General features: G+C 35.7%; 21 protein-coding genes and 1 pseudogene. 11 read left to right on the forward strand and 11 right to left on the reverse strand.

Annotated elements, in window-relative coordinates:
* Positions 1-38: 38 nt before the first annotated feature.
* Positions 39-242: a hypothetical protein gene (locus tag NSQ08_RS01990; RefSeq protein WP_340770932.1), complete on the forward strand. Its 204-nt coding sequence runs from the start codon at positions 39-41 to the stop codon at positions 240-242.
* A gap of 148 nt (positions 243-390) precedes the next feature.
* Here NSQ08_RS01990 and NSQ08_RS01995 read toward each other — a convergent pair whose 3' ends face one another.
* Positions 391-1,203, reverse strand: a complete 813-nt coding sequence (locus NSQ08_RS01995; protein WP_002010553.1) for an undecaprenyl-diphosphate phosphatase — start codon at positions 1,201-1,203, stop codon at positions 391-393.
* Positions 1,204-1,335: 132 nt separating this feature from the next.
* A pseudogene (locus NSQ08_RS29865) lies at positions 1,336-1,839 on the reverse strand (methyl-accepting chemotaxis protein); the annotation flags it as partial.
* Positions 1,840-2,500: 661 nt separating this feature from the next.
* On the opposite strand from NSQ08_RS29865, the gene NSQ08_RS02005 reads away from it, so the two are divergent.
* The 5 genes from NSQ08_RS02005 (at position 2,501) to NSQ08_RS02025 (ending at position 6,603) form a co-directional block, all read left to right on the forward strand.
* The gene (locus NSQ08_RS02005; protein WP_340770941.1) at positions 2,501-3,790 is read left to right on the forward strand and encodes a 3D domain-containing protein; all 1,290 of its coding nucleotides are present in this window, start codon (positions 2,501-2,503) and stop codon (positions 3,788-3,790) included.
* Positions 3,791-3,893: 103 nt separating this feature from the next.
* Positions 3,894-4,121, forward strand: coding sequence for a helix-turn-helix transcriptional regulator (locus NSQ08_RS02010; protein WP_078185072.1), 228 nt, complete (start codon positions 3,894-3,896; stop codon positions 4,119-4,121).
* On the forward strand, positions 4,114-4,587 hold the full coding sequence (locus NSQ08_RS02015) for a DUF2178 domain-containing protein (protein WP_002134421.1): 474 nt from the start codon (positions 4,114-4,116) through the stop codon (positions 4,585-4,587). Before NSQ08_RS02010 ends, NSQ08_RS02015 begins: the two co-directional genes overlap by 8 nt.
* 116 nt (positions 4,588-4,703) lie before the next feature.
* Positions 4,704-5,336: a class A sortase gene (locus NSQ08_RS02020; protein WP_002029779.1), complete on the forward strand. Its 633-nt coding sequence runs from the start codon at positions 4,704-4,706 to the stop codon at positions 5,334-5,336.
* 145 nt (positions 5,337-5,481) lie between these two features.
* Positions 5,482-6,603 carry a YHYH domain-containing protein gene (locus tag NSQ08_RS02025; protein WP_012260322.1) on the forward strand — a complete coding sequence of 374 codons (1,122 nt, stop codon included), beginning with the start codon at positions 5,482-5,484 and terminating at the stop codon, positions 6,601-6,603.
* 30 nt (positions 6,604-6,633) lie between these two features.
* On the opposite strand, the gene NSQ08_RS02030 is transcribed toward NSQ08_RS02025, so the two are convergent.
* Complete coding sequence (locus NSQ08_RS02030; protein ID WP_002029777.1) at positions 6,634-8,019, reverse strand: peptide MFS transporter; 1,386 nt, start codon at positions 8,017-8,019, stop codon at positions 6,634-6,636.
* Positions 8,020-8,272: 253 nt separating this feature from the next.
* Between NSQ08_RS02030 and brnQ1 the strand changes: the two genes are divergently transcribed.
* Together brnQ1 and NSQ08_RS02040 are read left to right on the forward strand one after the other, a co-directional pair.
* Positions 8,273-9,574, forward strand: a complete 1,302-nt coding sequence (brnQ1, locus tag NSQ08_RS02035; RefSeq protein ID WP_445685348.1) for a branched-chain amino acid transport system II carrier protein BrnQ1 — start codon at positions 8,273-8,275, stop codon at positions 9,572-9,574.
* Between the two features lie 133 nt (positions 9,575-9,707).
* A complete protein-coding gene (locus NSQ08_RS02040; protein WP_340770962.1) occupies positions 9,708-11,429 on the forward strand; it encodes a DUF2339 domain-containing protein in 1,722 nt (573 codons plus the stop codon).
* Between the two features lie 40 nt (positions 11,430-11,469).
* Here NSQ08_RS02040 and NSQ08_RS02045 read toward each other — a convergent pair whose 3' ends face one another.
* Both NSQ08_RS02045 and NSQ08_RS02050 read right to left on the reverse strand, forming a co-directional pair.
* Entirely contained in the window at positions 11,470-13,017 is a 1,548-nt protein-coding gene (locus tag NSQ08_RS02045; protein WP_340770966.1) for a DNA-binding protein, read from the reverse strand.
* 173 nt (positions 13,018-13,190) lie between these two features.
* Entirely contained in the window at positions 13,191-14,582 is a 1,392-nt protein-coding gene (locus NSQ08_RS02050) for an amino acid permease (RefSeq protein WP_078176737.1), read from the reverse strand.
* A 265-nt stretch (positions 14,583-14,847) separates the two neighbouring features.
* Here NSQ08_RS02050 and NSQ08_RS02055 point away from each other — a divergent pair, with 265 nt between their 5' ends.
* The 3 genes from NSQ08_RS02055 (at position 14,848) to NSQ08_RS02065 (ending at position 16,919) form a co-directional block, all read left to right on the forward strand.
* Positions 14,848-16,140, forward strand: a complete 1,293-nt coding sequence (locus NSQ08_RS02055; protein WP_002029772.1) for an NCS2 family permease — start codon at positions 14,848-14,850, stop codon at positions 16,138-16,140.
* Positions 16,141-16,279: 139 nt separating this feature from the next.
* On the forward strand, positions 16,280-16,480 hold the full coding sequence (locus NSQ08_RS02060; RefSeq protein ID WP_000301182.1) for a helix-turn-helix transcriptional regulator: 201 nt from the start codon (positions 16,280-16,282) through the stop codon (positions 16,478-16,480).
* A 4-nt stretch (positions 16,481-16,484) separates the two neighbouring features.
* The gene (locus tag NSQ08_RS02065) at positions 16,485-16,919 is read left to right on the forward strand and encodes a hypothetical protein (protein WP_061675082.1); all 435 of its coding nucleotides are present in this window, start codon (positions 16,485-16,487) and stop codon (positions 16,917-16,919) included.
* Between the two features lie 33 nt (positions 16,920-16,952).
* Here NSQ08_RS02065 and NSQ08_RS02070 read toward each other — a convergent pair whose 3' ends face one another.
* The 6 genes from NSQ08_RS02070 to qoxB all read right to left on the reverse strand — a co-directional run bounded on the left by NSQ08_RS02070 (position 16,953) and on the right by qoxB (position 22,674).
* Positions 16,953-17,390 carry a GNAT family N-acetyltransferase gene (locus NSQ08_RS02070; RefSeq protein WP_002029848.1) on the reverse strand — a complete coding sequence of 146 codons (438 nt, stop codon included), beginning with the start codon at positions 17,388-17,390 and terminating at the stop codon, positions 16,953-16,955.
* Positions 17,391-17,404: 14 nt separating this feature from the next.
* Positions 17,405-17,695: a DUF4022 family protein gene (locus NSQ08_RS02075; RefSeq protein ID WP_002090894.1), complete on the reverse strand. Its 291-nt coding sequence runs from the start codon at positions 17,693-17,695 to the stop codon at positions 17,405-17,407.
* 18 nt (positions 17,696-17,713) lie between these two features.
* Entirely contained in the window at positions 17,714-19,543 is a 1,830-nt protein-coding gene (locus NSQ08_RS02080; protein WP_340770984.1) for a monovalent cation:proton antiporter family protein, read from the reverse strand.
* 268 nt (positions 19,544-19,811) lie between these two features.
* Complete coding sequence (gene qoxD, locus NSQ08_RS02085) at positions 19,812-20,123, reverse strand: cytochrome aa3 quinol oxidase subunit IV (protein WP_078203679.1); 312 nt, start codon at positions 20,121-20,123, stop codon at positions 19,812-19,814.
* Complete coding sequence (gene qoxC, locus NSQ08_RS02090; protein ID WP_002029841.1) at positions 20,124-20,726, reverse strand: cytochrome aa3 quinol oxidase subunit III; 603 nt, start codon at positions 20,724-20,726, stop codon at positions 20,124-20,126. It abuts the gene before it with no gap.
* A 13-nt stretch (positions 20,727-20,739) separates the two neighbouring features.
* Positions 20,740-22,674, reverse strand: coding sequence for a cytochrome aa3 quinol oxidase subunit I (gene qoxB / locus NSQ08_RS02095; protein ID WP_002063826.1), 1,935 nt, complete (start codon positions 22,672-22,674; stop codon positions 20,740-20,742).
* Positions 22,675-22,692: the final 18 nt, after the last annotated feature.

Genomic DNA, 22,692 nt, shown 5'->3' on the forward strand with positions numbered 1-22,692 from the left:
GATATTATGATTATACAAGTTGAAAGAGGGTACATGATATGCAATATGAGCTTTTTTCGGTAAGCGGGGATCATATTACAACTTTTGAAAGCACATGGCGTTTTCAAGAGGGGGAACAGATTTTTGTTCAAGATGATAATACAAAACGAAATTTTATTATTATTCGCTTAACACATGATTTATTTCAAAAAAATACACATGTTATTCGCTTGTATTGTCAGGAAAAGAAAGTTTATGCATAAGGAAAACCCACTTACTGTATGAGGGCAGTAAGTGGGTTTTTATCACGCTATTTGTGGGCAGTAAAACTCCCACCTCAAAATTCAGGTGGAGCAAAGAAGTTAGGCAGCAGGGGGGATGAACAAAACCCTCACTGATTAAAGTTTCATTTTATAAGAAAATGATAGTTAGCACACCTACGATAATACAGTAGAAAGAGAAGTATTTTAAATTTCCTTTTGCCATAATGTTCATAAACCATTTTAATGAAATATATGTCATGACAAATGTTGCGATGAAAGCAACAATATAAGGTACAAATAATGTATCTAAATTTGGATCGTTTGCAATGTCTGTAATACTTAACAATAAACCACCTAAGCTAACAGGAATGTATAGTAAGAATGAGAAGCGAAGAGCTGTTTCTTGCTTCATACCAAGTAACATTGCTGCCACGATTGTAGCACCTGATCTGCTTATACCAGGAATTAGTGCGCAAGCTTGTGCTAGACCAATAATGATTGCATCTTTCATAGAAAGGTCGCCATCATTTTTACGTCCACGCAAGTTTCGAATAATCCAAAGGCCGATAGCAGTAATAAGAAGGGAAATCCCAACCATTTTAACACCTTTTAAATAGTGGTCGATATAATCTTTAAATAAAACTCCAATTACACCTGCTGGAATGGTTGCAATAACAAGGTAAATAATAAAGAAGAAATCTGATTTTGCATCTTCTGCTCTTGTGAATATATAAGATAGACCATTCTTTGTTAGACGAATTAAATCATTTCTATAAATAAGTAATACAGCTAATAATGAAGCTGAATTAACAAGTAGCTCAAAGCTAAACCCTTCTATTTTTAGTCCTAGCAAATGCTGTGCTAAAACGAGGTGACCGCTTGAAGAAATCGGAATTGGCTCTGTTAGCCCTTGGAACAGACCAAGAATTAAATATTTTAAAATGTAGTAAAATTGTTCCATAATAACCTCCTTGTTTATTAGTCGAAAGAAACAACTTTTCCATTATAGCAAAAGAGAGGATGAATATTGAGAAGAAATAAATATTCGAAATATAATAAAAATCCCTTATAGCGATATAAGGGATTTTTATTATTAATGAGAAGCTACTGTTTCTTGAAGACTTTTTGATAATTGAACATCGACTTTTTCAGCATCATGAATATGATTCATAATAGTAGTATTTAATTTTTGGAACATTTGCTGTGTATTTGCAAATTCTCGTAATATATCATCATTACAAGATTTTTGGTTTTCGATAGCTTTAATAACATTTGTAGCGCCACTTTGTAATGTTTGAATCATTATTAAAATATTTTCAATTCTAGCGTTAGTATCGGCGCTCATTTCTACACCTTCATCAACTAAATGTAAATTATCTTTTGTATTTTCGTACGCTTTTTCAATTTCCTCTTGAATTTTTTTCGTTAAGTTACCGATGTTTTTTGTACTTTCAGCTGTACTTTCAGCTAGTTTTCTTACTTCATTAGCAACAACAGCAAATCCTTTACCGTGTTCTCCAGCACGTGCAGCTTCAATACTTGCATTCAACGCTAGTAAATTTGTTTGTGCTGCAATGTTTTGAATCACTTCTACAATTTGTTCAATTTCTTTAGAGCGTTCGCTTAAATGATTCATACTATTAGAAGTACGTTGAGATTGTTCACCTAATCTATTAATTACAATGAGTAAGCGATGAACGGATTCTTTTCCTTCATTAGAGCAATCGATAATTTCTTCAATAGATTGAATTAAGTTTTGCTCTTTTTGTAGCATTTCGTTATTTAATTCGTTGGAATGTGTAGTACGCGTAGAAACATTTTCAAAGCATGCGTTCAATTGTTGAATTAAGTTTTGGAGTGTATGATGTTGGCTATTTACAAGTTCGTGCTCTTGCATAACGCTTTTTACACGATTATGGATAGAAGATATAATTTCTTGTTTTTCCACATCTTTTTGTTTTAATTCTGCTTCTAGTTCATGTATATGAGTTTCTAGTTGATCAATTTTATGTTGGAGTGATTTCTTTTGAGTAAACATTTTATTTAATTCAACCGCCTTTAGGATTTTTAATTTCTCTATATTTGGATTTTAGCATCTTTTATAATTTTTAAATATAGGAATTGTTAAATATTTAAGAATCTATTACATTTTGTTCACAATTCTCTTTTTTTGTCATGAAAAATAAACTGTATTTAATGGTTCTGTAAACAAACTGTAAAATAAATCATGTATAACTGTATAAGAAGGGAGTCGGATTATGAACTATTTTAAGCGAATCAGTAGTCTAGTATTAGCAGGAATTATCGTTCTTTCTAGTACAGTCGCTGTAAAAGCAGAGTCAAACGACGAGAAACTTAACAACATGCAACAGCAATTGCAGCAAAACGATGCAGATATGCAGAAGAAAGAGCAAGAGAAGCAAGCTGTTAGTAAAGAAATTCAAGGTATCGAAAATGAACTACATAATTTAAATAATACAATTGCAAAAAATAAAGAGGATCAAGCTGCTATTCAACGTAAAATCGATGAAACACATAAGCAGATTGAACAAAAAAAGAACGAAATTGTCGTTTTAGAAGATAAAGTCCTTGCTCGTAAGGATATTATGAAAAAACGTATGGTTTCTGTTCAAAATAGCTCAAATACGAGTTTAGTAGTAGAAGTTGTTGTAGAATCAAAAAACTTTGCAGATTTCATACAACGTATGAACGCAGTTACGACTATTCTAGAAGCAGATAAAGAAATTTTACGTCTACAAGAACAAGATCTTCGTCAAATTGAAGAAGATAAAAAAGAGATTGATGAAAAAGAAGCATCTTTAGTAGTAGATAAACAAAAATTAGCAAAAGCACAAGCTGATTTGCAAGATAACTTGAAAAAACGTCAAGATAACTTACAAACAGTTCAAGCTAAATATAATCAGGTTGCAAGCCAACTTAATTTAGCAGCGGAAGAGAAAGCAAAAGTTGAAGCAAATATGAAAGCAGTACAAGAAACAATTGCTCGTGAACAAGAAGCAGCAAGAATTGCAGCAGAAGAGCGCGCAAAAGCTGAAGCAGCTGCAAAGGCTGAGCAAGAAGCTTTAGCGAAAGCGCAAGCGGAATTTGCTGAAAAGCAAGAAAAAGCTAATAAACCAGCTGAACCAGTTGCTAATAAACCAGCTGAACCAGTTGCTAATAATAGTTCGAAAGTAGAGCCTGAACAGCCTAAAGTAACTGCTGGCGGAAAAGAAATGTATGTACACGCAACAGCTTATACAGCAGATCCATCTGAAAATGGTTATGCAGCAGGTCAACAAGTATATTCTGCATGGGGACCGGGTGGTAAGCCTTATAACTTAACTGCAAACCCAGGAATGAAATTAATTGCGGTGGATCCATCTGTTATTCCATTAGGATCTACTGTAAATGTTGAAGGCTATGGAATTGCAATTGCAGCAGATACTGGTGGCGCGATTAAAGGTCACAAAATCGATGTTTTAATGCCGGATAAAGCCTCGTCTAGTAATTGGGGCAGAAAAAATGTTAAAGTTACAATTTTAAACTAAAACGTAATCCAACTTTACAAAACGTAAAGTTGGATTTTTTTGTAAAAATAATGTTAAGTTGAGTTTACATTTTGTTAAGGACAGCATACAATGATGGTAAGAGGTGGTAAATTTGACCATTTGCAATAAGGTGAAGGAATTAAGAGCTCGCTTTAATTTTACGCAAAGTGTATTAGCAGAAAAGGTTGGGGTGACGAGACAAACGATCGCTGCAATTGAAAAAGGGGATTACGTTCCTTCATTATTACTAGCATTGACGATTTGTGATGTATTCGAGTTAAAGATGGAAGATGTATTTGTTTTAAATAAGGAGGGGGAAGAGGATGAATAGAATTGGGGTTTCTTATATCTTAAATGTGCTGAGATTTGTGATAGCTTTTTGGGCGTTTATTGAGCTCTATTATGCTTGGATAGAGCTGGCAAATATTATTGAAACTGAGAAATTACCGTTTGAAGTAACAATCAACATGATGCCATTAGGATTGTTAACAATTGTAGCTATTATAACGACGATTTTTTATAAAGTTCAAAAGAAGAAACATAAAGCTCTTTCTTATTGGATGTACCCGTTATTATTTCCACAAGAAGACGAGCGGGAAAAAGCAATTACACAAAAGGCATGCCGGACAACATTTATTTCATTTTGGTATGGAATAGTTATTGCTATTGGATTTTTAACACTTTCTCCTGTAGCTAATTTATATATTCCTGGATATCCATTATATATTTTATTTTTCATGCTTTTTATTCAAATGACAGTCTTTTACGTATCCCTGTACAGAAATAAATTAGTCTAAAAAAAACCTTCTTGCTGATGCAAGAAGGTTTCTTTTTTAGCTTACACTTGTACATATAGCAATATTGTCTTATCATTTTATATAGAGTAAGATTTTGTAACGGAAAGGAATTGTATATGAATAAGCAAAGAATTTATAGTATAGTAGCAATCCTTCTATTTGTTGTAGGTGGTGTATTAATCGGAAAGCCATTTTATGATGGATATAATGCAGAGAAGAAGCAGACAGCGAATGTACAAGCTGTTCAAAAGATGGAATATGAAAAGCATGATACAGAATTTGTAGATGCTTCAAAAATTAATCAACCAGACTTGGCAGAAGTAGCGAGTGCATCGTTAGATAAAAAACAAGTAATCGGTCGTATTTCAATTCCGGGCATCTCATTAGAACTTCCTGTTTTAAAAGCGTCGACTGAAAAGAATTTATTATCGGGTGCGGCAACTGTAAGAGAAAATCAAGTAATGGGACAAGGGAATTATGCACTTGCAGGGCATAATATGTCAAAAAAAGGTGTTTTATTTAGTGATGTATCAACTTTAAAGAAGAACGATAAAATTTATTTGTATGACAATGCAAATGAGTATGAGTATACTGTTACCGGTGTATCTGAAGTGACCCCTGATAAATGGGAAGTTGTAGAGGATCATGGGAAAGATGAGATAACACTTATTACATGTGTATCTGTTAAGGATAATTCTAAGCGTTTTGTTATTACGGGTGATTTAGTAGGAACAAAGGCTAAGAAATAAAGAAAAAAGAAGGTTCACTCTTTAAAGAGTGAACCTTCTTTTTTTATCCAATGTTGAGAAATAAAAGAATATTTTAGTTGGTATTTAAATATTTTTCTATTTTTATATAATAAAGTAATGATTCTAGATTTTGGGAGGAACAAAAGTGAAACAGCAAGTAAAAAGACTTCTTTTAACAACAAGTGTAGCGTTATTGGTAGCGCCAATTTCTGCTTATGCACATCCAGGACGTACAGATGCTAATGGTGGACATACGTGTCGTACAAATTGTGAAAAATGGGGATTGCAGTACGGGGAATATCATTATCACAATAAACCAGCTTCTAGCGGCGGAACAACAAGCCCTGCGCCTAGTCAAAATAATAATGGTGCTGTAGAAGCTGAAAGACAAGCAGAAGCGCAGCGCAATGCTGAGGCTGAAAAACAACGTGCTGCAGAAGCACAGCGTAAAGCAGAGGAAGAGAGACAGCGTGCTGCAGAAGAACAACGCAAAGCTGAAGAAGAGAGACAACGTGTAGCCGAAGAGCAAAGAAAAGCAGAAGAGGCACGTAAGCAAGAGGAAGCCCAGCGTCAAGCTGACATGGAAAAAGGGCAGCTTGAAGGTCAAAAAAGTGGAGAGACAGATTTTAAAGCAGGAAAGAATAATGCAGAAGGACATGTAGCTGGAAAGTCAGACGCATATAAACAAGCATTTACAACTGCGTATGCTGCGGCATGGTCTTTAGAAGAACAGAAAAAAGCACATTTTGAAAAAGGTAAAGAGCAAGGGTTAACACAAGAAGCAATGGACGATAGTCAAATTACTCCTGAGTTTAAGGTGAACTTTGCAGAAGGTTTCCAAGTAGGTAATAAAGAGAGAACCGAAAAGATTGAAAAAGAACAAGCGGAACTTGGTGAAAAGGCTGGTAAAGAATTAGCTGAAAAGAAACCTGGAAATACTGAAAAGGATACATATGTGAAAGTATATGAAACCGCGTATGAAAAGGGATATAAGGCTGCTAAAAAGGCAGCGGAAAAAGCTGGATATACATATGCATTTGAAAACTACGACTTAAAAGTTCCTGCTAAGTATGAAAAGAATGAAACATTAAAGAAATGGTTTACTGAAGGATTTAAATCAAATAAAAAGGCAGCGGAAATTCGAGAAGAAGGATATAAAAAAGGAGACAGCTGGCTTTCGTTCTTCTATAAGAGTTTCGTGCCAAGTGAATATAAAGAACATAAAGGCTTGTATGAACAAGCAATAGAAAAGGGAAAGAAAGCGTAAAAAAAGATGAGGAATTTTCCTCATCTTTTTTTAATCCATCCATTTCACTAATTTCTTAGAAATTGATAATAAAACACAACCTAAAACAATCGCCACAGCGCCAATAACTGTGAATACTTCAGCATATCCAAGTGAAGTTGTGAAGCTTGCAAGCTGTCCGCCTAAAATATTAGCAATACCTGAGCTTGCTAACCATACGCCCATTAATAAAGAGGCTAGTTTTACTGGAGCGAGAGCACTAACCATTGATAGCCCGACAGGTGATAAGAATAGCTCACCTAACGTATGGAAAAGATACGTAAAGACGATAAATAGTAAGTTTGCTTTTTCTGTAATGTTATGTTCGTCACTGCCTGTTTTTAATGTAGCGATAACAAGAACAATATAACCGATACCGAGTAAGATCATACCAAGTCCCATTTTTGTTGGGATTTTCATGTCACCATTTTTCCTAGTTGCCAGTTTCGCCCATAATGCTGAAATAGCTGGTGCAAGTAAAATAATAAATAACGGATTGACCGATTGGAACCAAGATGTTGGAACTTCCCATCCGAACACAGAGCGGTCTACAAATTTGTTTGTATATAATGTTAACGAACTACCAGCTTGTTCAAATCCAGCCCAGAAGAAGACAACAAAGCATGTTAAAATGACGATAACTGTTGTACGTTGTTTTTCTTTTTTTGTTAACGGTGTATTTCCTATTGTTTGTTGTCCAGCATCCGTTTGCAAATCGCGAGTTGGTTTTTTACCGATATCACCAAGGAAGCGATTTGATAGTGTTGTAAATAAAATTTGTCCAATGATCATTCCGATTGAAGCGGCTAAGAAACCGTAACGGAATCCGAAATGAGCAACGCCATCTATTGTTGTTTTGAATAAATTTTCTGATAAAAACCCGCAAACGAGTGGAGCTAAAAATGAACCGACGTTAATACCCATATAGAAAATTGTAAATGCACTATCACGTTTTGGATCATTTTCTTCGTATAATTCTCCAACAAGTGTAGAGATATTCGGTTTGAAGAATCCATTACCGATAATAATAAGCGCTAATCCGAGGTATAGACCGACTTGGTTTTGCAAGGCGAATAGTGTAAGGTTACCGATTGCCATTGTTATACCACCAATTGTGATGGCTTTTCGTTTGCCTAGAAAACGGTCCGTTAAGTATCCACCGATCAATGGTGTGAAATAACAAGCACCAGTATAAAATCCGTAAATAGAGAGTGCCCAAGCGGGACTAAACCCAAGACCACCACTTACTAAAGCTGTTGTTAAATATAATGTTAATAATCCTCGTAATCCATAGTAACTAAATCTTTCCCACATTTCTGTAAAGAAGAGTAAGTATAAACCTGGAGGATGTTTCTTTTTTCTTTGTTGTTCTCTTTCTAGTTGTATCGCTGATTCCATAATATTTTCCTCCTGACACAAGCAAAAAACAAAGTTAATAGTATTGTATGATTAATATTTTACCTTATTAACTATTATAAGTCAATAAAGGTTGATTTTTCAGAAGAAATTTGAAAAGGGAAATAGCTATAGAATGGGTGTTTCTTTTGTGATAGACTATGGACTATGTTTTCTTTGTAAGGAAGCGGATTACCGCATTTTTTTATTTGTGGAATTGATTTCATGTAAGGTGAAATTGAAGAAGGAGAAAGAAATGAAATTGTTACAGAAAAAAGAAATTTTGCTTATTAGTCTTATGTTATTCTCTATGTTCTTTGGGGCCGGAAATCTTATATTTCCACCTTTCCTTGGATATGAAGCAGGAGAACATGTATGGATTGCATTGTTAGGTTTTATTATATCAGCAACAGGGCTTCCTATATTAGGTGTTATCGCTATTGCGAAAGCAGGGAGTTTTCAAACGTTAGCGGGCAGGGTTCATTCTTCATTTGCAATTATTTTTCCGTGTATTGTGTACTTATTTATTGGACCAGGTCTTGGTATACCACGTGCAGGAAGTTTAGCTTTTGAAATGGGGCCAGGCCAGTTGTTCCCAGAAGCGGGTAGCGTAGTTTTGTTATTGTACACGGCTATTTTTTTTAGTATTGTTTACTGGTTAAGTTTATCACCGTCTAAATTAATGGGCTTGTTTGGAAAGGTGTTAACGCCTTTATTATTATGTATGATTGCTATTATATTTATAAAAAGTATGTTTACATCAGTAGGCAGTGTGAAAGAGCCTGCAGGAAATTATGGACAAGCTCCTATGTTCCAAGGATTTTTAGATGGATATTTAACGATGGATGCGTTAGCAGCTTTAATATTTGGGATTGTTATTGCAAATGCTCTGCGTGCAAAGGGTGTAGCGGATGATAAAGGTTTAGCGAAATATATGAGTATTGCTGGTATTGGAGCAGGGCTTTTATTATCTATTATTTATGTCATTCTTGGATATGTTGGCTCAATTAGTGGTTCATTGGGTACATTTGATAACGGTGCGAAAGTGTTAGCACAAGTTATGACGACATTATTCGGACAAGGTGGGTTAGTTTTATTAGGTCTTATTTTTACTGTCGCTTGTCTATGCGTTTCCATCGGACTTGTTACGTCTTGTAGTCAATTTTTCACAAGTGTATTTCCGAAAGTATCTTATAAAGTTTGGGCATTTATATTAAGTTTTGTTAGTATGGTTTTAGCTAATTTAGGATTAACGCAAATTTTAAAAGTATCGGTACCGATTCTTGGATTTATTTATCCAGTTGCACTAACGCTTATTATTTTAGGGTTATTCCATAAGTATATTGGAAAGTATGTATACGTATATTCGGTAACGATTGGACTCGTAGCGGTATTTAGTGCGATTGATATTTTAAACAAAAGTGTACTGATGAATAAATGGACACCACTACTAAAAATGCTTCCGTTTTATTCAGAAGGTGTAGGTTGGATCGTTCCGGCATTTGTAGGTGTCTGCCTCGGTGTAATTGTTAGTATTGCTATAAATAAGAATAAATAAGTAAGAGGTGTTTTCCTATTTCGGAAAACACCTTTCTTTTTTGGAAAAATAGTATTGAAAATGAATAGACTAAGAGTATGATAAAGGTAATTGGTAATATATAGGTTTTACATGAATGATGAGGGGGGAGCGTATGAAGGAGGATTTGAATAAGAAAATAGAAGCACTCGAAACGGCAATTGAAACGATGCAAGAGGCACTTTATGAATTGAAAGCGAAACAAAGAAAAATAGAAGTAGATAAAGTTCAACAAAATGTTAATAAGGAAAAGAAAGAATATATTGAAGCGGTAAGTAATGAAAAGTTACAAGAAGATGTAGTTAAGACGAGGAAGTCCATGCAAGAGCCAGAGGTGAAACAAGTAGATATATCTGCATTTAAACCAGAACCATTTAATATTATAAGGTTTTGTCAAACGTGGTTACCACGCATATTTGTCGGTATTATGCTACTTGGCGTTATTTGGTTATTCAAAGCAGGGGTAGATGCCGGATTATTGACACCAGCGATACGGGTTGTGTTTGGTATAGTACTATCTGCCGGTTTGTATTACGTAGGAGATATACAAATTAAAAGAGAGCGGCAAGCGTTAGGGTTAGTATTAGCTGGAGGAAGTATTACGGGAATTGTTTTAACAACGTTTGCGGCACATTATTTATATGAGTTTATTCCTGCAAGTATTGCGTTTATCTGTAATATTGTATGGGTTATTTTAGGGATTTATTTAGCGAAAAGATATAGATCGGAATATCTCGCTATTTTCGTGGCGGTGGGAGCATTTTTTGTTCCTTTCTTGTTAAATAGTACGACTCCTAATACGTATATTTTCTTTAGTTATGAGACGATATTAACAATTAGCCTATTATGGTATGCATTGAGAAACCTTTATAAGTACTTGTATATGATTTCTTATGTTGTTGCGGCAATTGTCCTATTTGTCTTCTTTGTTGTTATGTCAATATTAGTAGAGAATGTGCAAGTACAGTTAACAGTTGTATACGGTGCAATTCATTTACTATTATTCTGGCATATGTTTTCGGAGAGAAGTTTTATACAAGAAGCACGATTGGCGATATTTAGTGCGAATGCAGTTTTCTTTATTTTAGCCATTTCTCAAATTCCTGAATTTACAACGTGGGGATTAGTTATAAGTGCATTTGTGCATGCTGTTATGTTTGTACTTGAATATAGGAAGAATAAACATTCTGTATTTTCAAATCTAATATTTGGCTTTGCAATGGGATCATTTAGTTTAGCGATTTTATACGAGTATAGTTTGGTGAATGCAGCGATCGTATTATTGTTACAAGGTTTCCTCGGTATGGTTACTGCTATTAAAGTAAAGCAAAATATTAAGTTGTATGTAGGTGCAACGATTTATGCGATTGGAATGGTACAGACGATTTTTAGCCCGTTTGATGAGTTCATTTCAGCAGGATTTGTCGCTCATATTATTTTAATAGGAACGTTCTATTATTGCATGAGACAAGCGAAAGAAGTGTTAGCGAGTTTAGGTAAATATGTTTATTCTATAGCGCTCTACTCGTTAATGGTTATTGTATTTATTACAATTACTAGGATCGGTGAAGTTCTTTCTACAGATGGAAGTATAATTAGCGTATCTGTATCATTATTATGGATGGTATATGCTTTATTTGCAGTTTGGTTTGGCCGTTATAGACAGATGAACGAAATATTATATGCTGGATTAGTCGTATTAGTAGTAACAGTAGGGAAGTTATTCCTTCTCGACCTACCAGAGGTGTCGATGATGATTAGAGCGGTGTTATTCTTAATCGTAGGTAGTATAGGTATCGTTATTTCAAGAATGTTTTTCTCAAAAGAAGAGAAGTGAGAAAAAGGCAATCCCTTTACGGATTGCCTTTTCTTTTACTTTACTTCTTACCAATCGTTACAGCCTCATTATATTTAGCTGTTGTGTTTTGTCTTAGGCGAAGTGTTGCTTGTCCAGTTGTATTTGGATTAAGTTGTACGTTCACAATTTTTTCAGCAGATCCTTGGCTATTTGTTATGAAAGAGAATGTACTGCTATATCCGAAAGAAGATGGCCAAGTGCCATTTGTATTTTGAACTTTTGCCACCTGTGTTCCGCCAGTTGTGAAGATACCTAAAGAATAATTATTGTATGTTGTATTTGGTAATAAGTTATTTACTTGAATCTTCATTTGGAACACTTCATTGTTTGGTAGAATGCTAGGGTGCGTAATTACGTAATCACTCGTTGTCACTGCACCGTTATAGCCGTATGAACCTGGTTTGAAAGTATTTGTATTGAACCACTGGTAACCTTGAGTTGGTGCGCTCCAAGGTTCTGGTTGTGGTTCTGTTGATAAACTTGGTTGTTCAAATGTTTGTAGAGCTGTAGGGGCATCAAGCTGTAAACCACTCACTTGATCTAAGCTTGTAAATGTTTCTTGTTTCGCTAACCAATTCACGATGTTTTCTAATAGAACAGCATCGTTTTCTTCTTTATAACCATCATAAGTTTTCTTTGTTTGACCTGAGTCTTCGCGAACATATTTTGGCGTAGCATCTTCAACAGGAGAAGAATCACCAATAAAGGCAGCTTTTCCAAGACCAACTTTCGAAATAGCAGCATAAGGCCCCTCGGCAACGCCACCACCGTTATAAACGCCGCTATCAACAGCGTTATTCCATTTTGATGGATTTTCTGGAAGATATACAAGGCCTTTCGCTAGTTTTGGATTTGTAATCGCAAGGGTAGAGCCGGCATGCATTGCTACAGATGAAACGCCAGTTGTAATTCCGAATGATTGCGCAGGTGAGACAATATTTTTAGCTGAAACATCACCAAGTGCATTGTAACGGAAGCGAATACCGAAATTATCGGATAGCCAATCAGAGCTTTCTACTCCTTGCATAGCTTGTGAAGTTGTTTCTTCATTAGACATTCCCTTTGCTGGATTATCCCATGCCCCGCGTCTATATCCATTGAACACTTCTGAGGAGTCCCAGCGGTTTTTATTACGATCTGCATTATAATGATCGGCAATGAAGAAAATACTGCCGCCATTTTTTACGTATTGTAACATTGCGTCTTGTTCAGATTTTTTGTAAGGAATATTTGCCTCTGGAACGATAAACACATTGTAGTTTTTTAAATCTTCGTATGTAATAGGTGCTGATTTACGAAGTTCTTTTACATGATATCCGTTTTGGGCAATGCCATTTCCGAAATCAGAAAAGCCGCCATCAATAACCCAGTCAGCTGTCCCTGCAGTTTGACCGTGCGTATTATCGAATAATACTTTCTTCCCATTGTTTTGATTTACAATTTTTGCAGCAATTTCAGGAGCTGGATCTACAGAGCTTTCGGCATAAGTAGATGGAACATAAGCACTTCCTAAACTGATTGTAATTGCTGTTGCTAAAGAAAATTGAATCCATTTTTTATTCTTCATAGAAGAATCCCCCTAATAATAAATATATGTGCTTTAATAATGTAATTTATTTTTCTGTAAAAATAAAGATAGAAAATATTAAATAGTGTAAAGATAACGTTAATTCGATTGAGAAATATTTGTGTGAATAATGAAAAAATCTCTCCCTAGTAAATTAGGAAGAGACCATAGGTTTAACTAATTTTTGAATTAGGTGTTTCATCGATCTTATGAAACCCTTTCATGTAATACACGATAGCTAAGCCGATAAGCCAAATTGGGCCAATGATTAATGCAATTCGTGTATCTTCTGAATAAGCCATAATACCTAGTACAAGTGCGAGGAAGCCAAGTGAGAAGTAAGAGCTTAATGGATGTAAAGGCATTTTATACGTTAGCTTGTCTTTTTTCTCAGTTGATAATCCTTTACGGAATTTAATTTGAGCGACTAATATTATACCCCAAGTCCAAATTGCCCCGAAAGTTGAAATACTAGTTAGCCATGTAAACACTTTTGCAGGAACGAGATAGTTTAATATAACGCCAACGAGTAAAACAATCGCAGTTGCTATAATACCTTGACTTGGAATGCCATTTTTATTTAAACGTCCAAATCGTTCAGGTGCTTTCTTTTGTTGTGCTAGTGTAAATAGCATACGCCCTGTACTAAATAAACCACCGTTACAAGAAGAAAGTGCAGCTGTTAATACAACAAAGTTAATAATACCTGCTGCTTTTGCAATGCCGATTTGTTGGAATGTTAATACGAATGGACTTCCTTTCTCGCCAAGTTCGTTCCATGGATAAATTGCCATCATAACGAATAATGCCCCGACGTAAAAGATTAGGATTCTCCAAAATACGTTATCGATAGCTTTTGCGAGTGTTTTCTTCGGGTTTTGAGCTTCACCAGCTGTAACACCAATTAGTTCAACGCCTAAATAAGCGAATAATACCATTTGTAAGGAAAGCAATAATCCAGAGAAGCCATTTGGGAACCAGCCCCCATGTTCCCAAAGATTTGAAATACCAGTTGCAACGCCGCCATTTCCAAATCCGAATAGAATAATACCAAAGCCAATCACTATCATACAGATAATTGTGACAATTTTAATGAGAGCAAACCAAAACTCAAGTTCTCCAAATACTTTTACTGATAAGAAGTTGAAAGCGCTCATTAATAATAGAGCGAGTAGTGCCCAAGTCCAGCGCGGGATATCTGGGAACCAGTACTGCATGTAAATTCCAGCCGCCGTAATTTCAGCCATACAAGTAACAACCCATAAGAACCAGTAGTTCCAACCAGTAATATAGCCAGCAAGTGGGCCGATATAATCATTAGCATATTTACTAAAAGAGCCGGCAACCGGTTGTTCAATTGCCATTTCTCCGAGCGCTCGCATAATGAAAAAAATAACGAGTCCAGCGATCATATAACCTAGTAAGATGGAAGGACCAGCTAGTTTAATAGCAGAAGCAGATCCTAAAAATAGCCCAACGCCAATAGCCGAACCGAGTGACATTAAAGTAATATGTCGTTCTTTTAAACCTCGATTTAAAGTTCCAGATTTGTTTGTGTGCTGCATAAGAAGAATCCCCCTTGTAGAATGAGCTACCTAAATATTTAACTATTTCAAATTATAAAACATTTCTATCTGTTATGCTACAAAAATAATCAAAATGAACTGTACTACATCTGAACTTGTCAGACTTAAACTTAAAATTCTCACTATTAGAGAATATATTGACTCTTCTTTTTATTGATTGTTAAGATTAAGTATTATATTTTCTCACATACTAGTAAGAAAAGAATGTGTGATAATAATTCAGGTGTAGGAAGGGTACATAGCCATGTTTCAATTACAAAAATATAATACTTCTGTGAAGCAAGAGCTTTTAGCGGGCATCACAACTTTTTTTACATTTGCGTATATTCTTGTCATCAATCCGAAAATATTATCTGATGCAGGTGTACCATTTGATCAAGCGTTTACGGCAACTATTATTGCGACAGTTATTGGGACGCTATGTATGGCGTTTTTAGCTAACTATCCAATTGTTATTGCTCCAGCTATGGGGATGAATGCATATTTTGCTTACTCTGTTGTTCAACAGGCAGAGGGGATTACATATGTCATTGCGTTTTCAGCAGTATTTGTAACAGGTATCATTTTTCTTTTATTATCTTTCACTTCATTTAGGCAAAAGTTAATTATCGCAATTCCTGACAGTTTAAAACATGCAATTGCAGGTGGAATTGGACTATTTATTGCTTTTATTGGATTACGTCTATCTGGAATTATCGTGGATCATCCATCTAACTTAGTTACGATTGGTGATTTTCATTCTCCAGCCGTTATTTTAACTTTAATTGGTTTAATTTTAGCGGCAGTATTAATGGTATTACGTGTGAGTGGTGCATTATTTATTAGTATGATTGTGACAGGAATTATCGCCTTCTTTACGGGGCAACTGAAGTTTGAGGATAAAATTGTAGCGATGCCTCATTTACCAGAGGGTATTATCGTTTCAAATCCAATCAATGCTTTTTCAGATGTAATTCAGTATGGATTATATGGTGTTGTATTTTCATTTTTACTTGTACTTTTATTTGATACGACAGGTGCATTACTCGGTTTAATTAAACAAGCTGGTTTAATTACAGATAATACAGAGAAACGTTTTGGCAAAGCGTTTATTGCAGATGCGATTGGCGGAACGACAGGTTCTATCTTCGGAACAAGCCCAACAGCAGCAACGATTGAATCGTCAGCTGGTATTGCTGCAGGTGGTAAAACTGGATTAACAGGTATTGTAGTTGTTGGTCTAACGATTATAACGGCATTTTTCAGCCCTGTTATCGCGTCTTTATCAAGTGTAGCTGCTATTACAGCTCCTTCATTAATTATTGTAGGTAGTTTAATGGCACAAAGCATTCGTGATATTAATTGGAATGAATTTGAAGATGCATTACCAGCATTTTTAATTTTCGTTGGTATTCCGTTAACGTCTAGTATTGCAAATGGAATTGCAATTGGATTTTTAGTGTATCCAGTATTAAAAATTGTGAAGGGGAAAGGGATGGAAGTACATCCGTTACTATATTTATTTACAATTTTATTTGGATGTCATTTATTCTTATAGTATAGAGATAGGAAAGGGGGCTTCTTATGAGAGGCTCCTTTTTTGTGTATAATAAAGTGAAAAAAATAAATCAATTACGTAAAATATAAATTACTTAATGGAATATATATGTTACAATAAAGGCGGAGGAGGAACATGAATGGCTGTAAGTAAAATAAAAGTCGCACGTGTTCAGTTAGATTTAACACAACAACAATTAGCAGAAAAAGTAGGCGTCACAAGGCAAACAATTAGTTTAATTGAGAAGGGGAAATACAATCCATCTTTAGATTTATGTTTGAAAATTTGTTATGCAGTAGATAAAACATTGAATGATTTGTTTTGGGAGGAAAAGGAGTGATAGGGTGAAAATCGTGAAAGATGAACGTTTAATGATTGAGGGATTAAAACATATTAGATTGGCTTTCATCTTACAAAATGTCGTCATACTAGGCATTGTTTTTTACCGTTACGTCTTGCAAGGGGCAGGGTATGAAAGTGTTTCGGATTTATTAATGGTATTTATGGGCGGGATAATAGTTATTAACTTTTTAAACTTAAAAAATTCGGTGGAAGTGTATGAGCATACAGGGGGAGTATCTCGTAGTTATTTCATGAAACTATTATTAATTCCAGTAGGGATTGTTATTGGACTGTTAGCTATTTGTATCATTGTAACACCGGATATTTCGATAAAGGAAATTGGTATAACAGGAGTTATTATGTTTGTTTGCTTTTTAATTCCTAGTTTGTTTATATACATATATATGAAAAAAATAAAAAGTGAAAATGAAATATAAGAAAAGCTTTCTGCATATTGCAGAAAGCTTTTCTTATATTTCTTTATACATTACTTTATGTAGTCCTATTGGATCAATCTCGAAGATTTCACCATGCTCATGGAAGCCTAATCGTTTGTAATAATCCGCTACGGTAATTCGGGCATTACACCATAGAATATTTGCTTCGCGTTCTTGGAGGACTTGTTCAGCTTTACGGATTAAGGAGCTGCCAGCATGCTGGTTTCGGAAATTAGGTAATGTTGCCATTCCTCGTAGACGATAGTGGGTACCAGCTTGTAAATCAGGATGTATTTCTTTAGAGAAAGAGGCGATACTAACAAGTTCATCATATAAAAATGCACCTAAATGAAAGGCGTCTGTTTCGTAATCTGAATCGTATTTACAATCTTCTAATGATTGATTGGGACGCAAAACCTTTTGACGTAATAAGTATGTTTCAGATGCATCAATATGTTTCACTGTAATCATAATATCATCCTTTCTTATAAGCCTTTTTCTATAAGTTGTAAGAAGAAATATGCGGGTGCAACGAGAAGTCCTAGTATGCTAGCTGTTCCGAGAAGGAGTGAAATTAAGAGACAAAAGTACTTAATTCCATTCGATTTTTTCCATCCATAACTACAAATTTCAATGCTAATACCGATGAGAATAATGGCGACGAGTACTTCTGCTAATAATAAGAGAGCTAAAGTTGAAATAGACATAATGTGATTCATCCCCATAATATGTGATAGTAACATTTTACCATATGAAATTGAAAAAATGCCCCTCATTTATGTGAGGGGCATTTTCTATTCTAATATGTTTTTCATTGTATCAATATGTTCTTTTGAACCCGTTACAAGTAAAGTATCGCCATGCTGTAACTTCGTATCACCATGTGGTATTAATGCTTTATTACCACGGTAAATTTGAATGACAAGTACATCACCTAGAAACGGAAGGCGACGAAGTGCTAAGCCGTTATATTTATTACTTCGTAGTTCAACCTCACGCACCGTTTCATTTGCTGTTGTAATCAAGCGAACGAGACTCGGTTTATCAATAAGTGCACGTAATAAAATACGTGTAGAGTTAATAGTCGAGAATACAGCGATATGTTCTTGAGTTGCTTTTTCTTGTAGAAGGGGATCTTCTACACTTGCGATGACGTGTTCAACACCTAATTCTTTTGCGTGTTCTGCTAATAATAAGTTTTGTTCATCGTCACTTGTCGCAACAACAACACGGTCTGCTTCGAAAGCTTTTTGCTCCATTAAAGATGGAATAGTAATCTCATCTAATTTTACAATAGGGAAGTCATGAGATTTCGCTTCCTCATCATTTATTTTATTTTGACGTATCATATATAGTGTTACGTCATAATCTTCACGTTTTAAATCAAGTGATAACGGAAGGGTAATTCTGCTTGCACCAATAATAGATACTTTCGGTTTTGGTGTTTCCACTTTTGGAAACATCTTTTTAAATAATATAGGTGCAAAAATACAAGTAATAACTGCACTTAAAATAAGAGATGCTGATAAACTTGGGCTAATGATGCCTAGCTTTTCACCAATTTGTGCAGCCGCAATAACTAAAGAAAGTGTTGATGTTAACAAAATAGCACTTCCGAGTACGATATTGCGTGGGTACCATTTTCGTAAGACGAGTGATGGTAACAGTTTTGAAATAAAGAGTCCCACAATTAGAATTGGGATCATTAGCATACTAGAAGGCTCTTTAAAAATAGACCATACTTCTAGATTTACACCAACCATTACGAAGAAAATAGGAATGAAGAAGCCATATCCAATGGAATCAAGTTTTTCAACCATATCTTCATTTGGTGATAATAAAGATACGAGTACACCTGCTAAAAAGGCTCCCAAAATATTTTCTGCCCCAACAGATTCAGATAATCCAACTAATATTAAGATGAGTGCAAAAACAGCTCGTGTATCAATTTGTACACTGCCGGCTTTTAAGCTTTCTAGGTATGGAATATTTTTAAAACGTCTTGCGACAAAGTAAATTACAATACCAGCACCGAATAGAAGAAGTAGAAGCCACATACTTTGGCCACTTTCGGAATTTAATCCGACGAATACAGCGAGTAAAATCATTGTAACTAAGTCAGCAATAACAGCGACTAATAAAATGATTTGCCCGATTGCGGTTTTTCCTAAGTTATTTTCTTTCAATGTTGGTACGACAACACCTAAAGAAATAGTTGAAATAATTAAAGTCATGAACATTGCATTGTCTACGAATCCTAGCCATACGAATAGTAATGATAGGGCATAAGATAAAATGAAAATAAACAAGAAGATAATGCTTGCTGCTTGGAATGTGTTCGGTTCGTTTGTCGTATTCTTTTTCCCTTTTTGTTTAAAGATCGAAAAGTCAATTTCTAAACCACTTAAAAACATTAGGAAGATAAACCCTAGTGTTGATAAGACTTGAAGCCACATGTCTGGCTCAATGATGTTAAATCCACTTTTACCTACAAAGATTCCTGCGATAATTTCTGCAACAACGACAGGAAGTGCTTTTAATTTAAAGCGCTGTAACAAAAGGGGAACGAAAAACGCGATTGCGACGACAACCATAAGTGATAGAACAGAAGAATGATGTCCCATTGCGTTCTCTCCCTTCAAATAAATATAGTAACTATTTAGCCATATAATAGGAAGAAAAGCAACGGATATGGTTTCGATTTCGTAAAGAAAGAGTTTTCTTAACATTTGTCATAATAAGTATATTTCGCATGATTTTGTTGTTAATTCCGTAATGTGGATGTAATAGGGGAGGGGATAAAGTGAAACTTTAATCAGTGGGGGTCTTACTGCTCGTTAATGGGGGATAAAAAAAGACTGCTGAGGAATCCCAGCAGTCTTTTCATGCAAATTACATTGAGAAGAAGATCCATACAGTAAGACCAACTGTTGCAGCTGCAACGAAGAAACTGTATATCATTGTAAGAACTTGAATTCTTCCTTCTCCTTCTTTTAAGTGCATGAACATAATTAATTGTAATAACGCTTGCGCAACTGCCATTATGATGATAGTTGTTAATATCGTTGAAAGTGGCAGGTTTGTGTAAAGTGCCACGTATAACGCTAGAAACGTTAGTGCAAGCGATAAAATAAATCCGAAAACGTGTGACCATGGGAATCCGCTATGCCCATGCCCGTTTGCTTGGTTGTTATTTTGACCCATTTACGCCACCATCCCGTTCAAGTAAACTAGTGTGTAAATAAAGACCCAAACAAGATCAAGGAAATGCCAGTATAAGCTGATAATAAATACTTTACGAGCTGTAACTGGTGTTAAACCTCGTTTTAAAATTTGGATAATAACACAAGTTGCCCAGATGATACCACCTGTTACGTGGGCACCATGCGTTCCAAGAAGAACGAAGAATGCCGATAAGAAAGCACTTGTTTGAATCGTTGCACCTTCACCAACGTACAAAATGAATTCTTCAATTTCAAAGAATAGGAAGCCTGCACCTAAAAGTAAAGTCAGGATAAACCAAGCTAACATTCCTTTTTGATTGTGTTTACGCATTTCGTGAATTGCGATCCCACATGTAAAGCTACTTGTTAAAAGTAACAGTGTTTGAATTAAAAGTGTTTTAACTTCAAACAATTGCGCTGGTGTTGGGCCATCAGCCGTACGACCAGCAAGGACTAGATAAGAGGCGAAAAGTGTTGCGAACAGCATAATTTCAGCCCCAAGAAAAATCCAGAATCCTAGGATATTCAATCTGCTTTGCTCGGATTGATATTCCAAAGGTAAGCTTTTATCTAAAGCCGCCATGTCATTTCACCTCTCATGCTATATGTTCTGTTTCTTTAATTTCATCAACGCTTACGTAGTAGCCATCATCATAATCGAATGAACGATAGATTAAGCAACCTAAAATACCAATACCACCGATTGCTGCAATCCAGAACCAGCTAAATACTAATGCAAAACCTGCAAGACCGAAGAATAAAGACGCAATAATAGGCACACCAGAATTACTTGGCATGTGAATTGGTTTTAATTCATCTGCTGTTGGTGTAATTGTTTCTCCACGTTTTTTCATGAACCAGAAAGCATCAGCTTCTTTAATTTCAGGAAGTTTCGCGAAGTTGTAATGTTGTACAGGAGATTGAGTTGCCCATTCAAGTGTACGGCCGTCCCATGGATCTCCAGTTGTGTCACGCTCACCGTGACGTGCACTCCAAATTACGTTATAGCAAAGGATTAGGAAGCCAATAGCCATCATTACAGCACCAACAGATGCGATTTGGTTTAGCCAGCCCCATCCAAGACTTTCAGAGTAAGTGTACATACGACGAGTCATACCGTCTAAACCTAAGAAGTACATTGGGAAGAAACAGATGTTAAATCCGCTCATAAAGATCCAGAATGTCCATTTACCTAGGCGTTCATTTAACATATGACCTGTCATTTTTGGATACCAGTATGTGAATCCAGCAAGCATAGCGAATACTGTACCTGCGATTAATACGTAGTGGAAGTGAGCAATTAGGAAGTAGCTGTTATGGTATTGATAATCAGCTGCTGCCATTCCAAGCATAACCCCTGTAACTCCACCAACTACGAAGTTTGGAATAAATGCCAATGACCAAAGCATTGGAACTGTAAAACGAATACGTCCTTTATACAGTGTAAACAACCAGTTAAAGATCTTAACACCGGTTGGAATCGAAATCGCCATTGTCGAAATCGAGAAGAATGAGTTAACCGCTGGACCTGCACCCATAGTGAAGAAATGGTGAAGCCATACGACGAAACTTAGTAAAGAAATTGCAACCATCGAGTACACCATCGCACTGTAACCGAATAGACGTTTACGTGAGAATGTACTAATGATTTCAGAGAAAATACCGAATGCCGGTAAAATAACAATATATACTTCAGGGTGACCCCATACCCAGAATAGGTTGGCCCATAACATTGGCATACCGCCGCTCGCCATCGTAAAGAAGTGAGCATCGAATAGACGGTCAAATGTCATTAATGCAAGAGCAACTGTTAATACTGGGAAAGCGAAAATAATGATAATTGTTGTAATTAAGATTGACCAAGTAAACATTGGCATTCTCATTAATTTCATACCAGGTGTACGCATTTTTAAGATAGTAACAAGGAAGTTAATACCCGTCATCAGCGTACCGAGACCTGAAATCTGTAATGCAATTGCGTAGTAGTTATTTCCTACACCAGAAGTAAACTCTGTACCTGCCATTGGGAAGTAAGAAGTCCACCCAGCGTCTGGAGAACCACCGATTACGAAAGCGATGTTGAATAACATTGCTCCGACAAAGAATAACCAGAAACTTAAAGCATTTAAGAACGGATATGCAACGTCACGAGCACCAATTTGTAATGGTACTACAAGGTTCATTAATCCCATAACGAATGGCATTGCCATGAAAAGAATCATTACCGTACCATGTGTTGTAAAGATTCCGTTATAGTGTTCAGCGTTTAAATAAGTTGTTTCCGGGAATGTTAACTGGGCACGAATCATTAAACCATCCATACCACCACGGAATAACATTATAACGGCAGAGATAATGTACATGGTCCCTATTTTTTTATGGTCAACAGTTGTCAACCACTCATCCCAAAGCCATCTCCATTTTTTGTACTTTGTTAGTACGAAAAGAATCGCTAATGTCACAAGAACGATAGAAGCGTCAGCTCCGTAAATAATCGGGTCACCTGTGACAAAAAATTCATCAAGCTTCACTGTGTTCACTCCAATCTG

The organism is Bacillus sp. FSL E2-8887 (genome assembly GCF_038007205.1).
Lineage (GTDB): Bacteria > Bacillota > Bacilli > Bacillales > Bacillaceae_G > Bacillus_A > Bacillus_A mycoides.